Origin of the sequence: Paenibacillus sp. Mc5Re-14 (assembly GCF_001049835.1) — a bacterium.
Taxonomy (GTDB): Bacteria; Bacillota; Bacilli; order Paenibacillales; family Paenibacillaceae; genus Paenibacillus; species Paenibacillus polymyxa_C.
This window is the reverse complement of sequence record NZ_CVPD01000001.1, coordinates 4,924,437-4,946,041: the sequence shown is the minus strand read 5'-3', so window position 1 is coordinate 4,946,041 and position 21,605 is coordinate 4,924,437. Positions and strand designations below refer to the sequence as shown.

Sequence of the window (21,605 nt, the reverse complement as noted above, 5' to 3'; positions counted from 1 at the left end):
TACGGTAAAGGTCCTCACTCTCATTGTACAACAAAAAAAAGCAGGCTATGCCTGCATTTTACTCCTCTGTATCTACAACCCCGTGCTTGGTCATCACAACGGCCTTGCCGCGGATTTTGATGGCAGAAGTATGATCCGTAAATTGGACGATCATTACCTCACCCTTGTCCAATTTTTCTGAATGATGCAGGCGTGTATCCTGACCTCTGGTCAGACCAAAAACCTGACATCCGTTGCTTTTTGCTTTTATTACGACGTACTCACTGCTGCCCGTCACGTTATCTTCCATGTTCTTTTCCTCCCTGAGAGCCGAAACTATATTTTTATGATGGAGATTTAAGATTGTTTTGTCAACTACATGCTTTCCACGCTGCCTGCAACAATTAGTGCTTCCTGTGCCATACTATCTGTGCAGTCCCATCTATTAACGAAAGGAACGGATCTGATGGAAAACTATCGTCCCGCCAATCTCAGTCCTGCTCAGATTGAGCAGCTTCAACGGCTGGAACATGAATTTGCCGAGCTGACAGGTGAACCCCTGGTGCTGATCGCTTATGCCTCCCGAAACGGCAGGACAACTTCCTCTTCTTCAGTCCATGGCACCTCTACCACAAAGTAAATAGGACAAAAAGAAAGGGCCGTGAATCAAATTCACGGTCCTTTCAGCGCATTGGGAATATGTAAGAAATCTTATTTAATTCCGTCTTTGAGCGCTTTACCCGGTTTGAATGCCGGAATTTTGCTCGCAGGGATTTCGATTTCTTCTCCTGTTTGCGGGTTACGTCCTTTACGTGCGGAACGTTCACGAACCTCAAAGTTCCCGAAACCTACCAGTTGTACCTTGTCTCCGTTTTGCAGTGCACCAGCGATCGCCTCAAATACTGCATCGATTGCTTTGGTTACGTCCTTTTTGGACAATTCAGTGCTCTCAGAAACCTGATTGATCAAATCCGTTTTATTCAACATATTCACCTCCCAATTCAAGTGTAGTCCAGCATTAAGGTTATCGGTGTTCTCCACCGATAATGAAGTCGCCTGTATAAAATAACCCGGGCGGCATACTGCCTTCCATAATGTTATCATCTGTTTCCGTTTCGTCGTTAAATATACATATAATATACCTAACCACCGCCATATAGGCCGAAACTGGCGTTTTATGGCACCCTTCTTGCGTGGAACAAGGTTTATAGTAATACAGTCGACAGACAATTTCAAGTACGACGACGGTTCAGCACGTAAAAAGTAACAGCCAGCGCAAGAACCAGCACTACTCCTTTGACAATGTCATGGGCAAAATATTGCACATTCATCATGGTCAGCCCATTAACCAATACGCCGATCAACACCGCACCAATAAATGTACCAATAACATTGGGTTTACCCGCACCAAACACTGAAAAGCCGACGAATACTGCAGCTACCGCCTCCATGAGCAAGGGAGAGCCAGCGTCAATTTGACCCGAGCCTACACGCGAAGCATACAAAATACCAGCAATTGCTGCAAATACGCCTGAAGCAATATAGGCCAGTGTACGGACTTTTTTTACCCGTATACCCGACAGACGAGCAGCCTCCTCATTCCCGCCAGTTACATACATTTGACGCCCGTGCTTCGTATAGGTCAAGAAAACATGCACCGCTGCCACAGCTAGCAACAGTAAAATAACCGAAATCGGGATACCCAACCATTTACCTTGACCTAGTAAAAGAAATGCTGGAGATATCTCGCCTGGGGCCTTGCTGCCATCCGGAAACTGCATATGATTGTAGATGGTATAGCCCTGCGCGTACGTTTGATGAACCCCGCTTACAATATACATAATGGCTAGAGTTGCGAGCAAATCGGGGATACGCAGTTTAATAATCAAAAGTGAATTTAATAGTCCAACCAAAACTCCAACAATCAGAGACACAATAATGACCACTGCAACAGGCTGTTCATACCAGACCATCAACGAAGCTGAGACGACTGTCGTCAAAGATACCGTTGCACCAACCGACAGGTCAAAACCGTCCACGATAAGTGACAATGTCACACCAATGGCTACAAAAGTTACAATCGCAATTGAGCCAAGAATATCCATTAAATTATCATACGTCCAAAAATAAGGTAAGGTGGCTGAGAAAAACGCCAACACACCTATAATGACCACTACAGCACCGTAACGAAACGAGACATTTAACCATTTTTCCTTCATGAATGCACCTCTTCACCACCGCTGGCGTACAACAGAAGCTGTTCCTGTTCGACTTCGCCTCGCGCAAATTCCCTTATTATTTTCCCGTCATACATGACTGCTATCCGATCACCAATGCCAATACCTTCTGCAAATTCACAGGTTAGATAAATGATTGCTTTTCCTTGTGCTGCCAATTCTCCAATGATACGGAAAATATCGCTTTTTGCCCCTATATCTACACCCTTGGTTGGTTCGTCAAAAACAAAGACATCCGCTCCAGAATGAAGCCATTTTCCTATCGCAACCTTTTGTTGATTCCCACCGCTCAAATACTTAACATGCTGGCGCAGTGAAGGCGTCTTAATACCAAGAGAGGCGGCAACCTCATTACCGTTATTACGTTCTTTATGCCGACTAATGAAACCAAGAACACTCAGCTTGCCCAAGAGCGGAAGGCTAAGGTTTCGTTCCACGCTTTCCTCAATCAAGACCCCCTGCTTACGCCGCTCCTCGGGTATGGACACAATTCCTTGAGCTACCGCGTCCGCTGGCTCACGCAAACGAATGCAGCGACCCTTGAAGGTCAGTTCTCCCACATCTGGCTTGTCTGCCCCTGTAAGAAGTCGTGACAGCTCCGTCTTGCCCGCACCGACCAAACCCACAATAGACAGAATTTCGCCGCGTCTGACCTGCAAATCAACACCGTGAACCCGCAATCCCTTTCGGAGCTCTCTTGCTTCCAATACCGTTTCACCAATAGGCACCTCTGTTTTCGGAAATTCCTCATCAAATGTTTTCCCAAGCATATACGTGACAATGTCGCCTACATTTAAATCAGAAGCAGGTCCCGAGAACACGCGCTCACCATCACGCATTACCGTAACACGGTCACTGTGCTCGATGACCTCCGGCAATCGGTGGGTGATAAGAATACATGCTACTCCCTCATCCTTGAGGGTATGAATCGTGCGGAACAAACGTCGCGTTTCTTCCTCGCTCAGCGGTGCCGTTGGCTCATCAAAAATGATAGTACTCGCTTGCTGTGTCAAAATCCGTGCGATAAGTACAAGCTGCTTTTCTGCCAGCGTCAATTCAGACACGTATCGTCGTACATCTATATCAACCTCCAGACGCGCTAATGCCTCACGTGCTCGTCTGCGCATGGACGCTGGTGCAACCCACCACCGACCATCAAGTGCAGACAAATCATCCATTACAATGTTTTCAGCGACGGTTAACTGAGGCACAAGTGCTGAATCGACTTCTTGATACACACAGTGAATTCCGGCTCTTTTGGCTTCCCACGGTGAACTAATAATCAGTTCCTTGCCATCCACAACGATCGCTCCCTGATCGTAACGATACGCACCGGACAAGATTTTCATTAATGTGCTTTTCCCTGCCCCGTTGGCACCGAGCAGAGCGTGAATTTCGCCACCCTGAACCGTAAAATCCACAGCTCGCAGCGCATCTACACCAGCAAACCGCTTGCTGATGTTCTTCATCTCCAATGTATATACTGGTGAACTCATGGTGCCCCCTCACTCCCGCTTATGATAAAAGCGCGCCGAAGCGCGCCATTGCATTTGCGTTATGAATCAATTTATTTGGACGTTTCATATTCCTTCATCCAATCCTTGTAACCCTGCTCACTCTTGCCCCATCCTTTCACATATTGAGACAACTCGGATGTGGAAATTTGCTTATCTGGCAACTCTTCGCGCTGCACATATACTGCCTTCAGCACAACTTTCTCCTCAGGGTTATCCCCATGCAACTTTTGGTATGCATAGCGCACTTGTACACGTCCAATATCTGTTGGATCTACGGCTGCTGAAGCCACCCACGGGTTTTTCGGGTCCTGAATCATTTGCAAATCTTCATCACTCATATCAATCCCGTAAACTTTAATTTCCGTACGCCCAGCTTGTTGTATCGCCCGAGCTGCACCTTTGGCAAATTCATCCCAAGCCGCCCAAACTGCCGTAATTTCGCCCTTAGGATATTGCTTTAGAACAGCTTCCATTTTGGCTTGCGTATCCAAAGCAGGATTCTGAGCCGAACCAAAAGTTGCAATCTCTTTAATATCTGGATTGGATTTCAAAAATGCATCATAAGCAACCTGACGGCGCTCCATTGGCGCAAACCCTGCAACCCATACCTTCACAATATTTCCTTTGCCACCGATGTCCTTTTTCATTTGCTCCAGCGTCAGTTCCGCCATGCTTTGATCATCCTGTGAAAGCACTACCGCGCCCGGAACATTGACCGCAGCATCGAACACGATAACCGGAATATTGCGGGAAATTGCTTTTTTAAGTCCTGGCTCCAGCAATGCGTCACCGTGATCAGTCAAAATGACATCAAATTGCTGGTTAATCGCACTATCTAGCAAGGAAGCCATTTTTGCCTTATCGTTATTTGCAACAAACTTGGTCAGCGTACCGCCAAATTTCTTAACCTCATCTTCCACACCTTGAACATACTGCTGCGAAAACGTACCTGTGTTAAACTCCATGATCAAAGCAACCCGTTTACCCTTTAGATTCGAACTATCTGTTTTTCCGTCCCCTGTATTCGTTCCTGCAGTGCTTGTCCCTTGAGCGCCGCTCTCTGTTTTAGGCGCGCCACATGCTGTGACCAGCAGAATCAGCACCAGTAGCATAATGGCTCCCAGCCCTAGCTTCTTGTTTTTTTGGAGCCCTTTTTGGATATACATGATCTGTTTCCCCCTCGTTCCATCCACTAATATGTTTCAAATTTGATACTTAATATATCGCGTTAAACCAAGTATGTAAATAGGTTTTATTAAATATAGAAAAATTCGCGATCTCTCATGGCAAAAAACTACAAATCCCATAAAAAAATACCGCAAAGAGCAGTCAGCAGCCCTCTACGGTATTTCACTTACACATTTTTGGTTATGGATTAGCCTTAAAGAATTATAGCAATAAGACCACCAGAACCTTCATTGATAATGCGACCCAGCGTTTCCTGCAGCTTATAGCGTGCATTGTCTGGCATCATGGCAATCTTGCCTTGAATACCTTCACGCACAATGGAATGTAGCGAACGTCCGAAAATGTCTGATTCCCAAATTTTGATTGGATCATTCTCAAAATCCTGCATCAGGTAACGCACGAGTTCCTCACTCTGCTTCTCTGTTCCGATAATCGGAGCAAATTCCGATTCCACATCGACACGGATCATATGAATGGAAGGGGCTGTCGCTTTAAGCCTCACTCCAAATCTTGTACCCTGTCGAATCAACTGCGGTTCGTCCAGTGCCATCTCAGCCAGTGACGGAGCAGCAATACCATATCCTGTTGTCTTGACCATTTCCAGAGCCTCGGCAAAACGGTCATATTCCCGTTTAGCGTGGGCAAAATCCTGCATCATCTGCAGCAAATGATCCTTGCCGCGAATCTCTACCCCGACGACTTCAACCAAAATCTGGTCATACAGTTCATCAGGAGCATACAAATCAATTTCCGCGACGCCCTGCCCCATATTCATTCCGCTTAATCCGGCCCTGTCGATGAACTCATACTCCATAAACTGGCCAACCACCCGATCTACATCACGCAGGCGCCGAATATCTTTAACCGTATCACGAACGGAATTTTCATAGTTGCTACGCAGCCAGTGATTTTCGTTCAATACCATAACCCAGCTCGGCAGGTTCACATTCACCTCATGCACCGGGAATTCATACAATACTTCACGAAGTACACCCGTAACATCATCTTCCGTCATGGTTGCCGCGCTGAGTGTCATGACTGGAATATCGTACTTGGCAGCCAGTTCACTGCGGAGTTGAAGTGTTTCATCACTGCGTGGATGCGTGGAGTTGATAACCAGAACAAATGGCTTGCCAACTTCCTTCAACTCTTCAATGACGCGTTCCTCCGACTCTACATAAGAGCTACGCGGGATTTCAGCAATGGTGCCGTCTGTGGTGACGACCACACCGAGTGTCGAATGTTCTTGAATAACCTTGCGTGTACCAATTTCTGCCGCTTCCTGAAAAGGAATGGGTTCTTCAAACCATGGTGTAGAGATCATTCTTGGACCATTTTCATCCTCGTAGCCTTTTGCACCTTCTACTGCGTATCCTACACAGTCAACCAGACGTACATTCACGTCCAGTCCTTCCGTTACTTTGATCTGGACGGCATTATTCGGTACAAATTTAGGTTCCGTCGTCATGATCGTCTTCCCTGCCGCACTTTGCGGCAACTCGTCTACGGCGCGGGCACGGTCCGCCTCACTCGTAATGTTGGGCAGTACAATCGTTTCCATAAACCGCTTGATAAACGTTGATTTTCCTGTTCGGACTGCGCCGACGACCCCAAGATAGATGTCTCCTCCGGTGCGTTCGGCAATGTCTTTAAAAATGTCCACTTTCTCCAATGAAATCCCCTCCTCAAAAGTCTCCGAAGGAAAAATGCTTAAAGAGCATCCGCTTCGTGTTCAACCAACTGCTTGATCCCAGATGCGGCAGAACAGCCTTTAAAATGCCCGGAAGTCGTCCGCCGCCGAGATTCAGGAGACTGATGGAATCGGCGAAACGGCGTAAACTCGTACATGCATTTGGACTGATACCATCATATGTATCCCCTCCGTAAAATATGTTTAGTTTTTTTAAAAATAGATTACGTTACAGTGATCAATGCAGAAAGATATTTTACGTTTGGGTCCACTCACTTAATATATGCACAGCAAGATTTCCCCATGACTTTGTTGCTAGACTTAAATAAAAAAAGGATATTTCTCTGACCGTTTCTAGCCGTCGAGAAATATCCTTTGTTTTTTGTTCTACTGATATAATCGATATTACCACAGTTCGTCATCCAGCCCCTGACGCTCCAGTTGCCGTCTAATAGCTGCCTTGAGCCTATCCTCCGGTATGGTTACCTCCATATCACCCTGAGCACGGGCCTGACAGGATAAACGTATTCCTTCATTCAGTAAAGGTCCCAGCTTACGCTGCTCTGCATCATTAGGGCGACCTGCAAGCTCAGCCCGTTCCGGTGCTATCTCTACCTTACACATCAGACAGGCTGCTTTTCCATCACAACGTGTGGGAATATACACACCTGCTTTACGGGCAGCCTGGAGCAATGACGTACCCCGACTAACCTGTACGCACCTGCCTGACGGCTTGAACGTAATCTGCACATTCATGAACGGTCCTCCATTCACCTTTCCTCTCAATACGTACGCAACTTATATTTCATTACTCATTCGGATGAAGGAGTGAAGTTCTGGCCAAGGGAGAAGCTCTCCAAGCTTGCCCAACTGCTCCTTATTCCAAATGTTACTGACCAATAGCTGTTTTAGTATCCCTATGTGTCGTTGCGGGTCTCGCTTCATGACATTTGCAATCGCTTGATAGCGGTCGGGGCGATTTCGCAACAGATTGAATAGCAACTCGTGGCTGAGAGGCATCAAACGCAATGAGGTATTTTCCAGATCAAGCTGTATCCCAGCCGACCAGAGTAGGCGCTCGACCTCTAAGCGGTATAAAGCTCCATCACATAAAACCTCAAATCCTCCCACCAAATCGACTGGAAATCCCTTCAGCTCATAGTGGCTTAGCAACGAAACGTAAGATCCGCTACGATCAACCTGCTGTTGGTCTATACTCACACCCGGCGAGTGCGCGTGTAACAGCTTTGCTGCATGAATATCCGCATAAATATCAATGTCCCGAGGCAGACGATCCAATTCAACTTCTTGCACAAGTAGTGCACAGCTCCCCCCCAGCATCCATGGAACCGACACCGCTGACCAGCTCTCAGTCAAGCTACCCAGCGCAACTGCCAGATCATGAGGAAGCCTGTCCACTAACACTGATGATATTGCCTCCTTCAAAATCGTTTCCTCCTTTGCTGTCTTTCCTCCCGTTTCCTGATGGGCATCATTATAACATGTTCGACATGGCAGTTCGACATTTTGTGTACTGGAATAGCACTTTCCTGCCTCAAAATACAAAAAAACCGCGAACCTTCCCGGTTCACGGTAAAAAAAACGAACCATCGTGCGGCCAGTGTTTTATTTTTTCATCATCATTTTCATTAACGCTTCCATATTGGAAGGATTCATTCCACTCTTTTTGACGGCTCCGACAATATCCCTGACTGTATCTTCCGATACCGGAATGTTAGCCATCGCAGACACCTGTTTTATAAGCTGACGCAACTGTGTTTCACTTTGAAGCGTGTCCGGCTTTACCGTGCCTGCCAGCTTTTTCACTGCATTTTCGGATATGTTTTTGCCGCCTTTTTTGTTAATGGCCTTCAATGCATCTTTCGGAAAGTTTTTACTCACAATCTCCCCTCCTCCGCCATTGCTCAACTCAGTCTATGAGTGACGGAGACAAAAGGTGATTAAGCATACAAAAGACATGCCAAACGCCTAACTAAAAAAGGCTATCTCATCGTAGAAAAATCTACTCATGAGACAACCTTTATACTTTAGAAGCTCCTCTGTACTCTTATGAATGCCATTGCTCCCAAGTTTGAAGCGGCATGACTTCCATCTCGGTTTTCGGATCCCGACCCATTAATGCCTCAACAGCTTTGCGAACGTCACGTCCTTCAAACAACACTCCATACAGCACTTCTGTAATAGGCATTTGAACGCCTAATTTTTGTGAGATAGCGTATGCTGCTTTTGTCGTACGAATTCCCTCTACGACCATACCCATAGATTCCAGTACGGCATCAAGCTGTTGGCCCTGTCCCAATAATGACCCTGCACGCCAGTTGCGGCTGTGACGACTCGTTGCCGTCACAACTAAATCACCTATACCCGCAAGTCCGGCAAAGGTTAATGGATTAGCCCCCATCTCAACTCCGGCACGGGTAATCTCAGCCAATCCACGGGTCAACAAAGCCGCTTTAGCATTATCACCGAAGCCAAGTCCATCCGACATTCCCGCACCCAGTGCGATAATGTTTTTTAAAGCACCGGACAGTTCGACACCGAGCAAATCCCGGTTTGTATAGACGCGGAAATAGGAGTTCATGAACAGCCCCTGAGCAGCCTGTGCTGCCTTCTCATTGGAAGAAGCTACAACAACCGTTGTAGGACATTTCTTCACCACTTCCTCCGCATGACTCGGGCCTGATAGCACGGCAATATCGTCCTCCGCGATTTCCAGCTCTTCCGAGATCACCGTGGACATACGCTTGAGTGTCTCTGTTTCAAAGCCCTTAATGGCATGTACTACCAGCATATCCTTGGTGAAATGAGCCTTCAAACTACGTGCAACCTGCCGAGCGGCAGACGAAGGAGATACGATGATCACCGCTTTTGCTCCAGATACCGCAGTCTGCATATCCGTTGTAGCTGAAATGCGATCAGACAAAATAGAGCCTGGTAAATAATGCTCGTTCGTATGCTTCTCATTGATCTCAGCAGCTTGCTGTTCGCTTCTCGTCCAGACAGAGACATCGTTGTTATTGGTCGCAAGTACGGAAGCTAGGGCTGTTCCCCAACTACCTGCTACCAGCACAGCTATTTTCTCAGACAAGACGATCTCCTCCTTTGGAGCCAAGCTTATTCTCATTTCCCCGTGCCAACTTGACTATATTAGTACGGTGTCTCCACACAGCGAACAGGCAAATGATTAGAGCTGTCCAAAATAACGGCCAAGCATAACCAAGTACGAGTAATATCCAAGGGGTCAAAATAACAAAAATTAGCGATCCCAGGGATACATAACGCGTTATTACGATGGCAAGTATCGCAATGATTCCGGCATATAATGCCGGCAGCAAGGCAAGCGATGCCAATACACCAATGGCAGTCGCAATCCCTTTGCCTCCGCGAAAGTGAAAATATACCGGCCAGTTATGGCCCGCAATCGCCGCAATGCCACACAAACCCGGTAACCAGGATGATTCACCACCCAACCAGTGCCCTATCAGCACCGCAATAACCCCTTTAAGTACGTCCAGCAGCAGTACCAGAATAGCTGGGCCTTTTCCAAGCACGCGCAGCGTATTCGTCGCACCGGCATTGCCGCTTCCATGCTGGCGAATGTCGATTCCTTTTAATTTTCCATACAGCAAACTAAAGCTGACAGAGCCAAGCAAGTAACTGAGTACGATGGCAACGATCTGTAAAATCAACCTATTCGCTCCTAACTTTCGTCAGACTTGCGCCGGGTAAATATACGAATTGGAGTTCCTTCAAAATTAAAGGCGGCGCGAATTTTGTTCTCCAGATAACGCTCGTAAGAGAAGTGCATTATCTCTGGATCATTTACGAATACAACCATCGTAGGCGGTTTAACAGCAACCTGAGTCACATAGTTAATACGCAGACGACGGCCCTTATCTGTTGGTGGTGGATTGATGGCAACCGCGTCGGAAATGACATCATTCAGCAGATGTGTCTGAATACGCATGACATGCTGCTGTGCCACATGCTGCACAACTGGAAGCAACTTTTGCAGACGTTGCTTTGTCTTTGCAGATAAGAACACAATCGGAGCATAGGTCATGAACAGAAAGTGGTCACGGATTTTCGTCTCAAACTGGTGCATCGTTTTATCGTCTTTATCTACGACATCCCATTTATTAACGACAAACAACGAGGCTTTACCCGCTTCATAAGCATAGCCAGCAATGTGTTTATCCTGCTCAATGATGCCTTCCTCGCCGTTAATAACGACCAGTACAACATCTGCACGCTCAATGGCACGCATCGCACGCATTACACTATATTTTTCTGTCGTTTCGTATACTTTACCACGTTTGCGCATACCTGCCGTATCAATCAGTACATACTTTTGTCCGTCTTTTTCAAAAGGCGTGTCAATTGCATCACGTGTTGTACCTGCAATGTCACTGACAATAACCCGTTCTTCTCCTAAAATGGCATTAACGAGTGAAGATTTACCTACATTCGGACGTCCGATCAAAGCCACACGTATAACGTCTTCGTCATAATGATCTTCTTCTAGCTCAGGTAAATTGGACGTAATTGCATCCAACAAATCACCGATCCCTGTGCCATGACTACCAGAAACAGCAATTGGATCACCAAATCCATAAGAATAAAACTCATAGATCAGATCGGCGCGACTGAGGTTGTCCACCTTGTTTACTGCTACGATGATCGGTTTACCCGAACGATACAGCATTTGAGCTACCTCTTCATCCGCTTGCGTTATTCCTGCTTTTGCATCGCTCATGAACACAATAACATCTGCTTCTTCTATTGCAAGTTCGGCCTGCATACGGATGGACTTCAAGATAACATCCTCACCATCAATCTCAATGCCGCCGGTGTCAATAATACTGAAGGATTTACCATTCCACTCCGATATACCGTAAATACGGTCACGAGTGATTCCCGGTTTATCTTCCACGATGGACAAACGATCCCCGATAATCCGATTAAAAATCGTGGACTTACCCACATTCGGACGACCAACGATAGCCACAACGGGTCTTGCCATAAATTCACTCCTCCTGTCAATTCTTCCGCTATCATCATAGCAAAAAACATACCTATTGGCGATATAGTGACGTAACAACAATCGGCGAACCCTCTGGGTCCGCCGATGGTGTACGTTATGCTTATAATAAAATGTATTGATTTAAACTCATTTAAATTTGTTCAGCTTATCGCCAAAACGCTCGCCAAGCGTAATGCTCAGTCCGGAATTGTTGAGGGAAACGTTAGGATTATTCAGTTCCTCACGAGGCGCGCGTGATGCACGTGGTGCTCTTTCTGCTTTTGGAGCGGCTTCAGGAGCTTCCTCAGTTTCTTTAATGCTCAGGCTAACACGTTTTTCAGAAGGATTCATTTCAAGAATTTTAACTTTAACTTCTTGTCCTTCTTCCAGAACTTCTTGTGGAGTTCCAATGTGTTTGTGGGAAATTTGAGAAATATGAACCAAACCTTCCACACCAGGAGCAATCTCAACGAATGCACCGAAGTTAACCAAACGTTTAACAACACCAGTTACGATGTCATTGTTATTGAATTGTCCAGCAGCTGATTCCCAAGGACCAGGCTGTGCAGCTTTCATGCTCAGGCTGATTTTTCCTTTTTCAGGATCTACTTTCAAGACTTTCACTTTCACTTGATCTCCTTCGGAAACAGCGTCAGAAGGCTTATCAACATGAGTCCAAGCAATTTCAGATACGTGAACCAGACCGTCCACTCCGCCAACATCTACGAAAGCACCAAACTGAGTAAGACGTTGAACCGTACCAACAATTTCTTGTCCTTCTTTCAGCTCAGCCATTACTTTAAGCTTGTTAGCTTCGAATTCTGCTTCCAGAACGTCTTTTTGGGAAAGGATCACTTTGTTGTTTTCACGATCCAGTTCTTTTACAACAACACGCAATGTGCGGCCTTTGTAATCACTGAAATCTTCAACAAAATGGCGTTCTACCATGGATGCAGGGATGAATCCGCGCAGACCCACGTCTACTACGATGCCGCCTTTAACAACATCATTCACAACAACTTCAAATACTTCTTTGCTTTCGAACAGTTGCTCCAACTTTTCCCAAGCATTTTCACTGTCGATTGCACGTTTGGACAGAACAAGTTTTTCCTTGCCGTCGTCGATGCTGATAATTCTAGCTTCAACCTCTTGGCCTACTTGTACTGCTTCTTCTGCATTATCCAGACCAGAAGACAATTCGCGAATTGGAATAACTCCATCGTATTTATATCCAATGCTTACTACCGCTTGGTTATCTTCCAATTTCACAATTGTACCCTTAACGGTGTCACCTTTTTTCAGGGAAACGATTTGATCGAGCTCGTCTTGATTTGCCGCTTCAGCAGCTTCTTGATTTTTAATTTCTTCCGACATGTCAATACCCTCCTCAATTCAAAAAAAACCATTTATTTAAACCTGCGCATAGCAGAGTTCAAAACAAAATACATTTTTGCTCTAGTTTTCCAAGCTTAGACACAATTCATGCAAGCCTTTTAATCATTCGTAGGCTCACCAGTTTCCTTCATTGTGCGAATACGTGACATAATTGCTTCTGTTGCCAGTTCAAGAGGATCTCCTTCGACATCGGCACCCTTTTGGTAAGCGTCCAAATTAACAGGTTTACCGTATATCACTTTCGTTTTACGGAAAAGCTTGTAATCACCAATAATGGCGACCGGAACGGCAGCCGCTCCACTACGCAGTGCAAAACTGGCAGCACCCTTTTTACCAATTCCTCCAGCTCCTCTGGAGCCTTCGGGAAAAATCCCCATAACCTTACCGTCACGCAAAATGTTCAATGCCAGCTTAATGGATTCCTTACTCACACCACCACGTTTGACTGGAAAAGCTCCCAGTTTGTCGATCAGTGGTCCCAGCACAGGAACATTAAACAGCTCTGCTTTGGCCATAAAGTGAACCTTTCGCTTCAGCAAAATGCCAACTGTAGGAGGGTCAAGATTACTAATATGATTAGAACACAACAGCACTCCACCCTCAGCAGGAACATTTTCCCTGCCTACCGCCTCAAGCCTAAACAGAACGCGGTAAATGAGACGCAAAATACTGGCGCATACAGTATATATCATTGGCTGATCTCTCCATCCTTCTCCGTTAAGCAATAAGATACGATCGTATCAACGACATCCTGAATGCCCATATGGGTCGTATCAAGCACGATGGCGTCCTCACTGCAACGAAGCGGGGATACCTCCCTCTCCTCATCAAACTTATCACGTGCCGCAATGTCACGTTCAAGCTGTTCCAGAGTGATATCATCAGTTTCGCTCAGTTCTTTAAAACGACGTGAGGCACGTTCCTGAACACTTGCGGTCATGAACACTTTAACTTCCGCATCGGGAAGCACAGTTGTTCCAATATCGCGTCCGTCCATAACGACACCCTTACGCGCAGCCATTTCACGCTGGTTTTCGGTCAAGCGTGTACGTAAACCAGCAATACTTGAATACTGTGACACATTGCTAGTCACTTCCATCGAACGAATCACAGTGGTTACATCTTCCCCGTTACAATAAACCTTTTGGCCTGTAGGGTCCGGTACTAATTCAATCACCAGCTCAGGTACATGTTGAAGCACTTTTTGTACATTTTCTGCAGGAATTTCTTTGCACATCATGTACCACGTTGCTGCTCGATACATGGCTCCGGTATCTACATATACATAGGAAAGTGCTTTCGCCACCAGGCGGGCCACTGTACTTTTCCCTGCGCCAGCAGGTCCATCAATGGCTACATTTATTTTGTTAATTGAAGATGCATGTTGCCTTGCCAACAGGGAATTCCTCCTAACCTAACCTCAAGAAAAAAGCAGGCATTGCCTGCGACGTGAAAATTATACCACACATTTATAGGCGATGCAAAATAAGCGACAGGTTTACTAAAAAAGAAAAGCTTCGCATGATTACGATTTCCCCCGGAACTCCAACTGTCTTTCAAAACAATATTTAATCAGTTTTTGGCGCTCCTGATCAGCGATTTTCTCATATTTCAGCATAATGAGTTCGCGGCCATTTTCCATCTGCTGAATGCGTACAATTTCAGATTGGAACGGAACATGCTCTTGAGTGCCGTTCTTATATGGAACCAAAACCCAGCAAGACAATGATTCTCCTTCTTCAAGATGATGTGAGCCCTGAGTCTGAAAAGATACGCCTCCACCTCCCACATCATGCGTCTTTGCTAAAAATCTAGATTCGTTTGCACCATGCTTAACCGCAATTTCCAAGTTGGCCTTTACCCTAAGAAAGTTTCGACGCTGAATTTTGCTGATGCTGTCCGGAGCAGGCTTGTGAATGCGAACCATCCGGAGGACGTCATCTTTAAAGCCCGTAACGTGGGTATTAAAATAGTTTTTAATTCCACCCTCACTCATAAAAAATATAGACAGTTCTTCCCCAAGAAACAGCTTTTTCAAGTGTCCGCTTGTTTGTGACATGGGAATTTCAATTAGAAAGTTCTGTGAGTCCTCTTCCGCAATACGCGATTTATATTCAAAAGATTCCTCCTTCTGATCGGTACCGGCAACTTGTATGTATAACACATCATTAATTTTTGGAAACAAACGATTCACCATCCTTGTCCATTCAAAACTATAATTAAGGTATATAATACCACGACTTTGTGCCTATATTAAGCATTATATTTGCTAGAACTATGACTAAAGCACAAAAAACCTCCTTAATAAAGGAGGCTTAGAGTGACTATAGATTCATTTCAGTGTAATCAACTAGGCATTACTTGCCGTAACTTGTGCTTCATCTGAATCTTTTACTTGTTCAATCGTTTCTTCCATTCCCGTGTTCGCGTTAATGTAAATTCGATAAATGGAACCGTTAATTTTACCGCCAAATTCATAGCACAGAACTTCATTCGACAGTTCATTTTCAATTAGTGCTTTGCGGTGGTAAGTTTCGCGAAACTCAGGATTCAACTTCGCTCGCGCTTCATTTAAATTCAGTTTTGCCTGAGGAATACGACGGAGGTGACTGTGCTCATATACATAATCGCTGCATTGAAAACCAATCACTTGTCCGTTATCTAAGCCTGATCTGACTGTGATTTTTTCTGGATAGATAATCACATCCCCTTGTTGGCTCGCAAATGTAATGTTAGCTAAATTCCCGCTTTCATCATATGCTACGGGCTTCATTCCTTTGTAGCCCTTTTGTTCAAGATACTCACTTGCATAGCGAACCGCTTCATTACGAGTTGCTTTTTTAGGACCTACTGATCTCATATCATGATAAGAAATGAGCTTGCCACCCTTTTTCGTAAAATCCATTGTGGCCACAGGCTGCTGCTTATTTAGCAACGTAGCCGTAAAAGACGCCCACTCTGTTCCTTTACCATTTTCGTTCACACGAATCTGACTTTCTGGTTTTCCTGTAAAGTCAGCGGCATTCCGCTTAATTTGTCCAGCATCCACCGCCGGGAGACTCAACTTTTTCACTGAGCGCTTATCATAGATGCTCGCAACAGACGGTCCCCAATCCAGTTCTTTGTAGTTCTCTACTTTTTTGTCCACGGTTTTGAAGCCATCAATAATGGTGTTGTCTTTCGGTCCAGTTTGAGAACCTGCCGCCATATCCACATCCATCCAACGCAAGTTTTTGCTAATGACCTTTTGCTGCACCTCATGCATGTTTTTCGAAATTTCCTTGGAATTGTTATACAACGTTTTCAGATTCGAAATTTCTTTCTCGTTTAAAGGCTCGTGATCCAGATCACGAACAGCGGTCTGATACGAAAATGCAGATAGATGGGACAGCAAATCTTTAGCATGATTAAAAGGCATTACATTGAGAGGCAACTGATTAACCTCATTTTGGGCTTCACTTGCAATTCTCCACACGTTCATCAAGCATTTGCGGTGCATCGCGTGTGAAGTAGTATGGACAGCAACCGCGTTACCGAGTTGGGAATGCAGCTGATCCATATGAAACGACAGATCGTGAAATGCACGCTGGTATTGATTTTCCGCTTTAATCGACATTCTATTTGCCTGAGAAGACACCTCTCTTCTCATCTGGCTTTGCTGATAACCCCACACAAATGCTCCTATCATAATCAGGGTAACCACCGGGAACAATACGGCACTAAGTCGCTTATACATATTGGGAGTCTCCTTTCTTCAAATACACTACCGATAGTGTGACAAGAAGAAAGCTCTCTTATGCATGGTTTTCCATGACTTCAACAATAAACTCACAGTTATCGCAAATACAGCGTTTAAAGCCGGTCTGAATCTGCCCTTGCTCCATTCGCCCTCTCAGCACAAAGCGTTCTCCGCATCTTTTACAATGAATTCTTACTTTTATACGCAAAAAAGACACCTCTTTCTCTAACAGGTTTGTCAGATCAGTGTGTCCCATTTCGTTACATATTAACCTTTTCTTCCCGTTTTAACATTCGAAAAGGAGAACGATTATTCGCTCGACTGATTTTTGCCATCCCTCCATACCATAGAAATGCCATCAGTGGAATGATAAACCAGATCCAGTCGTGTGAAAATTTCGTTAAAATTAAATCATATACTCCGTGCCAAAACCATGGAAGCACTAATGACAGAAGCAGCATATATTTACTCTTCAGGTCTACCGAAAACTTGGCTTTCCCCATATAGTAGCCCATCATAACGCCAAACATCGCATGACCGGATACCGGTAGCAATGATCTCATTAACATCATGCTGATCGAAGCATGCCCCGCCCAGGCATATAGCAGATTTTCAACCGTGGCAAACCCGAGTGAGACTGCAGCTGCATACAATATCCCATCATAAGGCTCGTCGAACTCCGTATGGTTATAGATGATGTGATACAGCAGGAACCATTTAAAAAACTCTTCCACCCCAGCGGAAATACCGAACACCTGAATTAAAGTGTCATCTCCTAGCCAAATCAGCAGCCCACGTTGAAAAATCATGACCGGAAGCACCACTAAAAAACCGAGCAAAAATACTTTAATAACCATGTGCAGGGGCTCCGAATCATAGCGATCCTTTAAGTAAAAGTACATCAATAAGGCGAGACCCGGCGCTGTAGCTGCCGCTAAAACAGAAAACAGAAGCACCGATCATCCCTCCATAAAAATGAGTCGGCCCTGCTTTCAGCGCAGAGCCGACAAATTAACTTCATTATCACTTTCTAAACCAAATCAAGAACGGCTGTCAAAATGGGTGCAGATGACAGCAACTGCCTGTTCAGGAATGACCAACTTTCCATACTCTTCCAGCATAGCTGGTGTTACGGATGAACCTTCTCCAAATTCAGCCAAAATCGCGATTAAGGCTGCAAGCTTGGACTCTTCTACTTCTTCTGGCTCCAAATGCAAAATCCATTTTCCTCTATAATGATACAGCTTACCTGCTTCCGTAGTGTTGCTGCGGAGCATATGAGCCGCTTCTATGAGTACTTCGAAATCGCTAAACGCGTAAACGATGGAATCACTGTGCTCCATTGTGACTTCCATTTCGTAGACTTCCTCTGGAAGCTCCTCATCGGGACCCGAACCGTACTGCTGGTGATCGTATTTTCCCCGAGTGACGATAACAACCATTCCCTGAGCAGGAAGCGCAAAGACTTCAACAGCTAACGGTCCCGTGGCATCGAAGCCCAGTTCGCTGTATGCCTGATCCATCATTTCAGTAAACAGCTCATGAACCCTTGGAATTTCTTGCCACATATCATCCTTTTGGATACCCCGTTCGCTCAAATCGTCAAAGGTAAGGAAAATCCGTATCTTGTCCTGACTTAATCTTTCTATTTTCATACTGGACCCTCCTCCTGGCAGCCGAGTGTTATTAGCAGATTATGATTCAAATATGATGCCTGTGATGAAAATGGTTCTATGTAATCATGTTATCATTTTATAATCGTAAATGCACGAATAAAAATGATAAAAAAAAGAATCATTTGAACGGCTTTAACAAAAAAGCCGCAAAATGATTCGGAATAGAGGTTTCGGGTTACAATCCCGGTACGGCTGTATGAGTTTCTTTCAGTATTTGCTCGACCTCACGCTTAACATCGGGACTTGTGCTAATAAACTCTTTAATCAACTTCATATTCTCTTCCTTGCTCTTGGCAGTTTGGGCGTTATGCACGGTTTTATCTGCTTGTGAACGATGATCATGATCCTTGTGGGTGTCTTGTGTATTCAGCGCAATATCACCCATGCCTGGAAAAGCGGCGTCCATCATTTTTGTACGAGCTTTCTGCACCAAATTTCCGCCTTTTTTTCCGCCCATGTCCATGGATAAGCCCAAACCATTGCGGTTACGAGAGATCAGAGAGCTTGCGACAGCCCCCAAGACGATTCCCAGGAAAAATGAAGATGTTTTCACAATTAGAACCTCCCTTTGTGGTAGAATCAAGCATAGTGTTCGTCAGCAGAGACAAACTCATACGGTATAAATATAGGAAGGTGAGATGAATTAATGGGTACAAACACAGCAGTCATTTTGCTAACAGCATGTCTGCTGCTTAGTGCTTGCACTGCGACGAAGCCGGAATCTGCGGATTCCAATAACCATCAGGATTCAGTAACTTCTGATTCAAGTAACAGTGCCAATGATCAGAGCAGTATATCTTCCCCAAAAGGAAGCAGTAAGCAAGCAGACAGTGATGAGCAAAAATCAGTGAGTACAACAAATACACAAAATGACAAAACCGCCGTTGGGAGCAACGGAACTACAGTTTCGACAACTGCGGTTACCACTAACAAAATGTATCACTTGGACAAAGCTTATAATGTAATTCCTAACCAACAAGGTGCCGAAAAAAAAGTGGTGTTGCTGACTTTTGATGATGGTCCGAAGGAAGCCGTCATGATTAACAAAATCATAGATACATTGGATAAGCACAAGGCAAAGGCAATTTTCTTCGTAAACGGTTATCGTGTAAAAGAACATCCTGATTTGCTCAAGCTTATCCATGATCGTGGACAGCCCATTGGCAACCATAGCTGGGACCACATCGTTCTCAAGAACAAGTCTGAGGCTGAGGTCAAAAAACAGATTGAAACGGTACAAAAAATCGTTAAAGATACTACAGGCCAAGCACCCGTATTCTTTCGTCCGCCTCATGGTGCTGGTGGAGACGTAGGTCGCAAGGTGGCGAAGGAAAATGGGCTCTTGTATATGACATGGTCCGTTGGTTCTCTGGACTGGACGATGAAAAAAAATCAACCTCATAAAACGGAGACACTTCTCAAAAACGTAACAGAACAACTTCATCCAGGCAGCAATATTTTGATGCATGAACTGCCATGGACAGCGGAGGCACTGGACAGTCTATTGACGCGCCTTGAGCAGAAGGGTTATCAATTTGTCGATCCACAAAGCATTGAGATTCCTGCCAGTTAATAGTCACTTGTGCATATGCTCGTATGGTCAAATGTAGATAATGCAAAAATAAATAATGTAAAAAGGCCTCCATCTCCACATAACTTGTGGGAGATCGAGGCCTTTTTAGCGTAACGTTGCACGCACGTACTAGACGCACGCTGTCACAATGCCTTTATATCACCACAGCATTTCACTAATGGGTGGTGCACCCTTAATTCCCCACCATAGTAACGCTGCTGTAATAAGCACAAAAAGAGTGCTCAAAAAATTTAAAAACCACTTACTTACCCGAATACGGCGGGACGGAAACATTTCTGTCCGTGTTCGGTACTCACTGGCAGGAATGTCTTCCTCCATTGTCACAGCAACTTCTGGTGCAGCGGCAACGTCAGCCAATTCTGGCATGGGCCGTGAAGCACGGGAGCGAACCGGTTTGGGCTTTGACCTGTCCTCCTCCTTGGCTTTGCGACCATTTCGGCGGCTACCATAGGTCTGCACTCTGCTAAGTTCCTGATTCATTCTTCATACCTCCGAAAACGTAACGCTAAGCCAGATATAAGGTCAATCACAAAATGACAAATGATTGGTGCCCACAGGCTGCCTGTCTGCACATATATATATCCCAATCCATAACTGCTAAGGAAAACCCAGCCCGTGGGAATCCAATGCCGTAAATATCGGATATGAATAACCGCAAACAAAATGCTTGTCCAATAAGGACCAAAGCTGTATTGAATTGCACCTCTAAACAAAAGTTCCTCACAGATGGAAACGATAGCAGCTATACAAATAATATGCCAAACCGGTCGCTTTTGAAACAGCATTTGATTAATACCACCGTCATCCATGGCATCCTCAGGCATGATCCGAGATAGCAGCAGATCCACTAATAGCATAGCGGCCGCCAGCCCCAATCCCCACCATAAGACGTGTACAGTGTTGGGCAATGCAAACAGTTCAAACACATTTCTTTTCTGAAATATAATCCAGATTGCGCCAATCAGCAGGGTTAGACCCTGAGTTAGATACAAATTGTAAAGCAGCAAGCGGTCATTCAATTGATGAATTTGCGCTCTTTTCCATTTCACTTTAAGCTTTTTCATAGTTAGTTAGTCCTCTGCTTAGTCTTCTTTAGCATCATAGCCAAAAAGTCGGGCGGATTCAAGAAGACTTAAATCTTAATTTTTCCGCATTCTGTAGCTATGTATCTAGTCGTCTATCCACACATGTCGCATGTCCTATTGACATGCCCATGTAAGCCATGATACATTATGAAAAAATTATTAGCGACAACAACAATGATGGAGAAAAGGTATTGATTTCGTCCTCAGAGAACCGGTGCTTGGGTGGAAGCCGGTGGCGAAGTAACTACTTTCAGCACTCCTGAGTTATTGCATCGAGGTCTAGGGAATCATTTTCCGACATTAGATGCAATCGGCAGAAAACCGTTATCCTTTCGGTCATTATATGACCGCTGAAGGCAGTCCATTGCGAAATGGCTGCGAATTAGGGTGGTACCACGATAACTCTCGTCCCTTACTATGGAGATAGTATGTGATTCGGGAGTTTTTTTGATGCCCGAAAA

At 45.1% G+C, this 21,605-nt stretch carries 24 protein-coding genes and 1 other annotated feature; of the genes, 2 read left to right on the top strand and 22 right to left on the bottom strand.

Annotation, left to right across the window (positions count from 1 at the left end):
* Nucleotides 1–58 precede the first annotated feature (58 nt).
* The gene (mtrB, locus tag BN1546_RS22495) at nt 59–289 is read right to left on the bottom strand and encodes a trp RNA-binding attenuation protein MtrB (RefSeq protein ID WP_013371682.1); all 231 of its coding nucleotides are present in this window, start codon (nt 287–289) and stop codon (nt 59–61) included.
* 69 nt (nt 290–358) lie between these two features.
* Here mtrB and BN1546_RS22490 point away from each other — a divergent pair, with 69 nt between their 5' ends.
* On the top strand, nt 359–619 hold the full coding sequence (locus tag BN1546_RS22490; protein WP_049825395.1) for a hypothetical protein: 261 nt from the start codon (nt 359–361) through the stop codon (nt 617–619).
* A gap of 71 nt (nt 620–690) precedes the next feature.
* Here BN1546_RS22490 and BN1546_RS22485 read toward each other — a convergent pair whose 3' ends face one another.
* From BN1546_RS22485 to BN1546_RS22395, 19 genes are all read right to left on the bottom strand, one after another.
* Nucleotides 691–963 carry an HU family DNA-binding protein gene (locus BN1546_RS22485; RefSeq protein ID WP_014599981.1) on the bottom strand — a complete coding sequence of 91 codons (273 nt, stop codon included), beginning with the start codon at nt 961–963 and terminating at the stop codon, nt 691–693.
* 248 nt (nt 964–1,211) lie between these two features.
* Nucleotides 1,212–2,198, bottom strand: a complete 987-nt coding sequence (locus BN1546_RS22480) for an ABC transporter permease (protein ID WP_090738858.1) — start codon at nt 2,196–2,198, stop codon at nt 1,212–1,214.
* Complete coding sequence (locus BN1546_RS22475) at nt 2,195–3,712, bottom strand: sugar ABC transporter ATP-binding protein (RefSeq protein WP_090738857.1); 1,518 nt, start codon at nt 3,710–3,712, stop codon at nt 2,195–2,197. The genes BN1546_RS22480 and BN1546_RS22475 overlap by 4 nt, the downstream gene beginning before the upstream one ends.
* A 71-nt stretch (nt 3,713–3,783) precedes the next feature.
* Complete coding sequence (locus tag BN1546_RS22470) at nt 3,784–4,899, bottom strand: sugar ABC transporter substrate-binding protein (RefSeq protein ID WP_025675650.1); 1,116 nt, start codon at nt 4,897–4,899, stop codon at nt 3,784–3,786.
* 215 nt (nt 4,900–5,114) lie between these two features.
* Complete coding sequence (gene spoIVA / locus BN1546_RS22465; protein ID WP_013371689.1) at nt 5,115–6,593, bottom strand: stage IV sporulation protein A; 1,479 nt, start codon at nt 6,591–6,593, stop codon at nt 5,115–5,117.
* 423 nt (nt 6,594–7,016) lie between these two features.
* Complete coding sequence (locus BN1546_RS22460) at nt 7,017–7,367, bottom strand: 2Fe-2S iron-sulfur cluster-binding protein (RefSeq protein ID WP_013371691.1); 351 nt, start codon at nt 7,365–7,367, stop codon at nt 7,017–7,019.
* Between the two features lie 42 nt (nt 7,368–7,409).
* Nucleotides 7,410–8,060 carry a hypothetical protein gene (locus tag BN1546_RS22455; RefSeq protein ID WP_090739183.1) on the bottom strand — a complete coding sequence of 217 codons (651 nt, stop codon included), beginning with the start codon at nt 8,058–8,060 and terminating at the stop codon, nt 7,410–7,412.
* A gap of 177 nt (nt 8,061–8,237) precedes the next feature.
* Nucleotides 8,238–8,513, bottom strand: coding sequence for a stage VI sporulation protein F (locus tag BN1546_RS22450; protein ID WP_013371695.1), 276 nt, complete (start codon nt 8,511–8,513; stop codon nt 8,238–8,240).
* 166 nt (nt 8,514–8,679) lie between these two features.
* Entirely contained in the window at nt 8,680–9,720 is a 1,041-nt protein-coding gene (locus BN1546_RS22445; RefSeq protein WP_013371696.1) for an NAD(P)H-dependent glycerol-3-phosphate dehydrogenase, read from the bottom strand.
* Nucleotides 9,713–10,321: a glycerol-3-phosphate 1-O-acyltransferase PlsY gene (gene plsY, locus BN1546_RS22440; protein ID WP_013371697.1), complete on the bottom strand. Its 609-nt coding sequence runs from the start codon at nt 10,319–10,321 to the stop codon at nt 9,713–9,715. The genes BN1546_RS22445 and plsY overlap by 8 nt, the downstream gene beginning before the upstream one ends.
* 11 nt (nt 10,322–10,332) lie before the next feature.
* Nucleotides 10,333–11,655: a ribosome biogenesis GTPase Der gene (gene der, locus BN1546_RS22435; RefSeq protein ID WP_013371698.1), complete on the bottom strand. Its 1,323-nt coding sequence runs from the start codon at nt 11,653–11,655 to the stop codon at nt 10,333–10,335.
* A gap of 147 nt (nt 11,656–11,802) precedes the next feature.
* Complete coding sequence (rpsA, locus tag BN1546_RS22430; protein ID WP_013371699.1) at nt 11,803–13,029, bottom strand: 30S ribosomal protein S1; 1,227 nt, start codon at nt 13,027–13,029, stop codon at nt 11,803–11,805.
* A 119-nt stretch (nt 13,030–13,148) separates the two neighbouring features.
* Nucleotides 13,149–13,742 carry a lysophospholipid acyltransferase family protein gene (locus tag BN1546_RS22425; RefSeq protein ID WP_064962972.1) on the bottom strand — a complete coding sequence of 198 codons (594 nt, stop codon included), beginning with the start codon at nt 13,740–13,742 and terminating at the stop codon, nt 13,149–13,151.
* Nucleotides 13,739–14,446, bottom strand: coding sequence for a (d)CMP kinase (gene cmk, locus BN1546_RS22420; protein ID WP_040103475.1), 708 nt, complete (start codon nt 14,444–14,446; stop codon nt 13,739–13,741). Before cmk ends, BN1546_RS22425 begins: the two co-directional genes overlap by 4 nt.
* A 129-nt stretch (nt 14,447–14,575) precedes the next feature.
* Nucleotides 14,576–15,235, bottom strand: coding sequence for a flagellar brake protein (locus tag BN1546_RS22415; protein ID WP_090738856.1), 660 nt, complete (start codon nt 15,233–15,235; stop codon nt 14,576–14,578).
* A gap of 165 nt (nt 15,236–15,400) precedes the next feature.
* Entirely contained in the window at nt 15,401–16,786 is a 1,386-nt protein-coding gene (gene ypeB / locus BN1546_RS22410; protein WP_013371703.1) for a germination protein YpeB, read from the bottom strand.
* Nucleotides 16,787–17,049: 263 nt separating this feature from the next.
* Nucleotides 17,050–17,745, bottom strand: coding sequence for a glutamic-type intramembrane protease PrsW (prsW, locus tag BN1546_RS22405; RefSeq protein ID WP_013371705.1), 696 nt, complete (start codon nt 17,743–17,745; stop codon nt 17,050–17,052).
* Nucleotides 17,746–17,829: 84 nt separating this feature from the next.
* Nucleotides 17,830–18,444 carry a genetic competence negative regulator gene (locus BN1546_RS22400; protein ID WP_013371706.1) on the bottom strand — a complete coding sequence of 205 codons (615 nt, stop codon included), beginning with the start codon at nt 18,442–18,444 and terminating at the stop codon, nt 17,830–17,832.
* A 196-nt stretch (nt 18,445–18,640) separates the two neighbouring features.
* Nucleotides 18,641–19,018, bottom strand: coding sequence for a hypothetical protein (locus BN1546_RS22395; RefSeq protein WP_058711102.1), 378 nt, complete (start codon nt 19,016–19,018; stop codon nt 18,641–18,643).
* Between the two features lie 93 nt (nt 19,019–19,111).
* On the opposite strand from BN1546_RS22395, the gene BN1546_RS22390 reads away from it, so the two are divergent.
* Nucleotides 19,112–20,038, top strand: a complete 927-nt coding sequence (locus tag BN1546_RS22390) for a polysaccharide deacetylase family protein (protein ID WP_090738855.1) — start codon at nt 19,112–19,114, stop codon at nt 20,036–20,038.
* Nucleotides 20,039–20,197: 159 nt separating this feature from the next.
* On the opposite strand, the gene BN1546_RS22385 is transcribed toward BN1546_RS22390, so the two are convergent.
* Nucleotides 20,198–20,539: a hypothetical protein gene (locus tag BN1546_RS22385; protein ID WP_090738854.1), complete on the bottom strand. Its 342-nt coding sequence runs from the start codon at nt 20,537–20,539 to the stop codon at nt 20,198–20,200.
* Nucleotides 20,536–21,123 (bottom strand): CPBP family intramembrane glutamic endopeptidase, encoded by a 588-nt coding sequence (locus BN1546_RS22380; RefSeq protein ID WP_058711105.1) that lies wholly within the window; start codon nt 21,121–21,123, stop codon nt 20,536–20,538. The genes BN1546_RS22385 and BN1546_RS22380 overlap by 4 nt, the downstream gene beginning before the upstream one ends.
* A gap of 186 nt (nt 21,124–21,309) precedes the next feature.
* Nucleotides 21,310–21,560, top strand: a binding site (T-box leader).
* Nucleotides 21,561–21,605 lie beyond the last annotated feature (45 nt).

What these genes read in the sequence shown, in the direction of transcription:
- BN1546_RS22490 (WP_049825395.1), top strand. Translation starts at nt 359, where the DNA reads ATGCTTTCCACGCTGCCTGCAACAATTAGTGCTTCCTGTGCCATACTA.
- BN1546_RS22385 (WP_090738854.1), bottom strand. Translation starts at nt 20,539, where the DNA reads ATGAATCAGGAACTTAGCAGAGTGCAGACCTATGGTAGCCGCCGAAAT.
- der (WP_013371698.1), bottom strand. Translation starts at nt 11,655, where the DNA reads ATGGCAAGACCCGTTGTGGCTATCGTTGGTCGTCCGAATGTGGGTAAG.
- mtrB (WP_013371682.1), bottom strand. Translation starts at nt 289, where the DNA reads ATGGAAGATAACGTGACGGGCAGCAGTGAGTACGTCGTAATAAAAGCA.
- BN1546_RS22425 (WP_064962972.1), bottom strand. Translation starts at nt 13,742, where the DNA reads ATGATATATACTGTATGCGCCAGTATTTTGCGTCTCATTTACCGCGTT.
- BN1546_RS22390 (WP_090738855.1), top strand. Translation starts at nt 19,112, where the DNA reads ATGGGTACAAACACAGCAGTCATTTTGCTAACAGCATGTCTGCTGCTT.
- BN1546_RS22400 (WP_013371706.1), bottom strand. Translation starts at nt 18,444, where the DNA reads ATGAAAATAGAAAGATTAAGTCAGGACAAGATACGGATTTTCCTTACC.
- BN1546_RS22460 (WP_013371691.1), bottom strand. Translation starts at nt 7,367, where the DNA reads ATGAATGTGCAGATTACGTTCAAGCCGTCAGGCAGGTGCGTACAGGTT.
- BN1546_RS22480 (WP_090738858.1), bottom strand. Translation starts at nt 2,198, where the DNA reads ATGAAGGAAAAATGGTTAAATGTCTCGTTTCGTTACGGTGCTGTAGTG.
- BN1546_RS22470 (WP_025675650.1), bottom strand. Translation starts at nt 4,899, where the DNA reads ATGTATATCCAAAAAGGGCTCCAAAAAAACAAGAAGCTAGGGCTGGGA.
- ypeB (WP_013371703.1), bottom strand. Translation starts at nt 16,786, where the DNA reads ATGTATAAGCGACTTAGTGCCGTATTGTTCCCGGTGGTTACCCTGATT.
- BN1546_RS22380 (WP_058711105.1), bottom strand. Translation starts at nt 21,123, where the DNA reads ATGAAAAAGCTTAAAGTGAAATGGAAAAGAGCGCAAATTCATCAATTG.
- rpsA (WP_013371699.1), bottom strand. Translation starts at nt 13,029, where the DNA reads ATGTCGGAAGAAATTAAAAATCAAGAAGCTGCTGAAGCGGCAAATCAA.
- BN1546_RS22475 (WP_090738857.1), bottom strand. Translation starts at nt 3,712, where the DNA reads ATGAGTTCACCAGTATATACATTGGAGATGAAGAACATCAGCAAGCGG.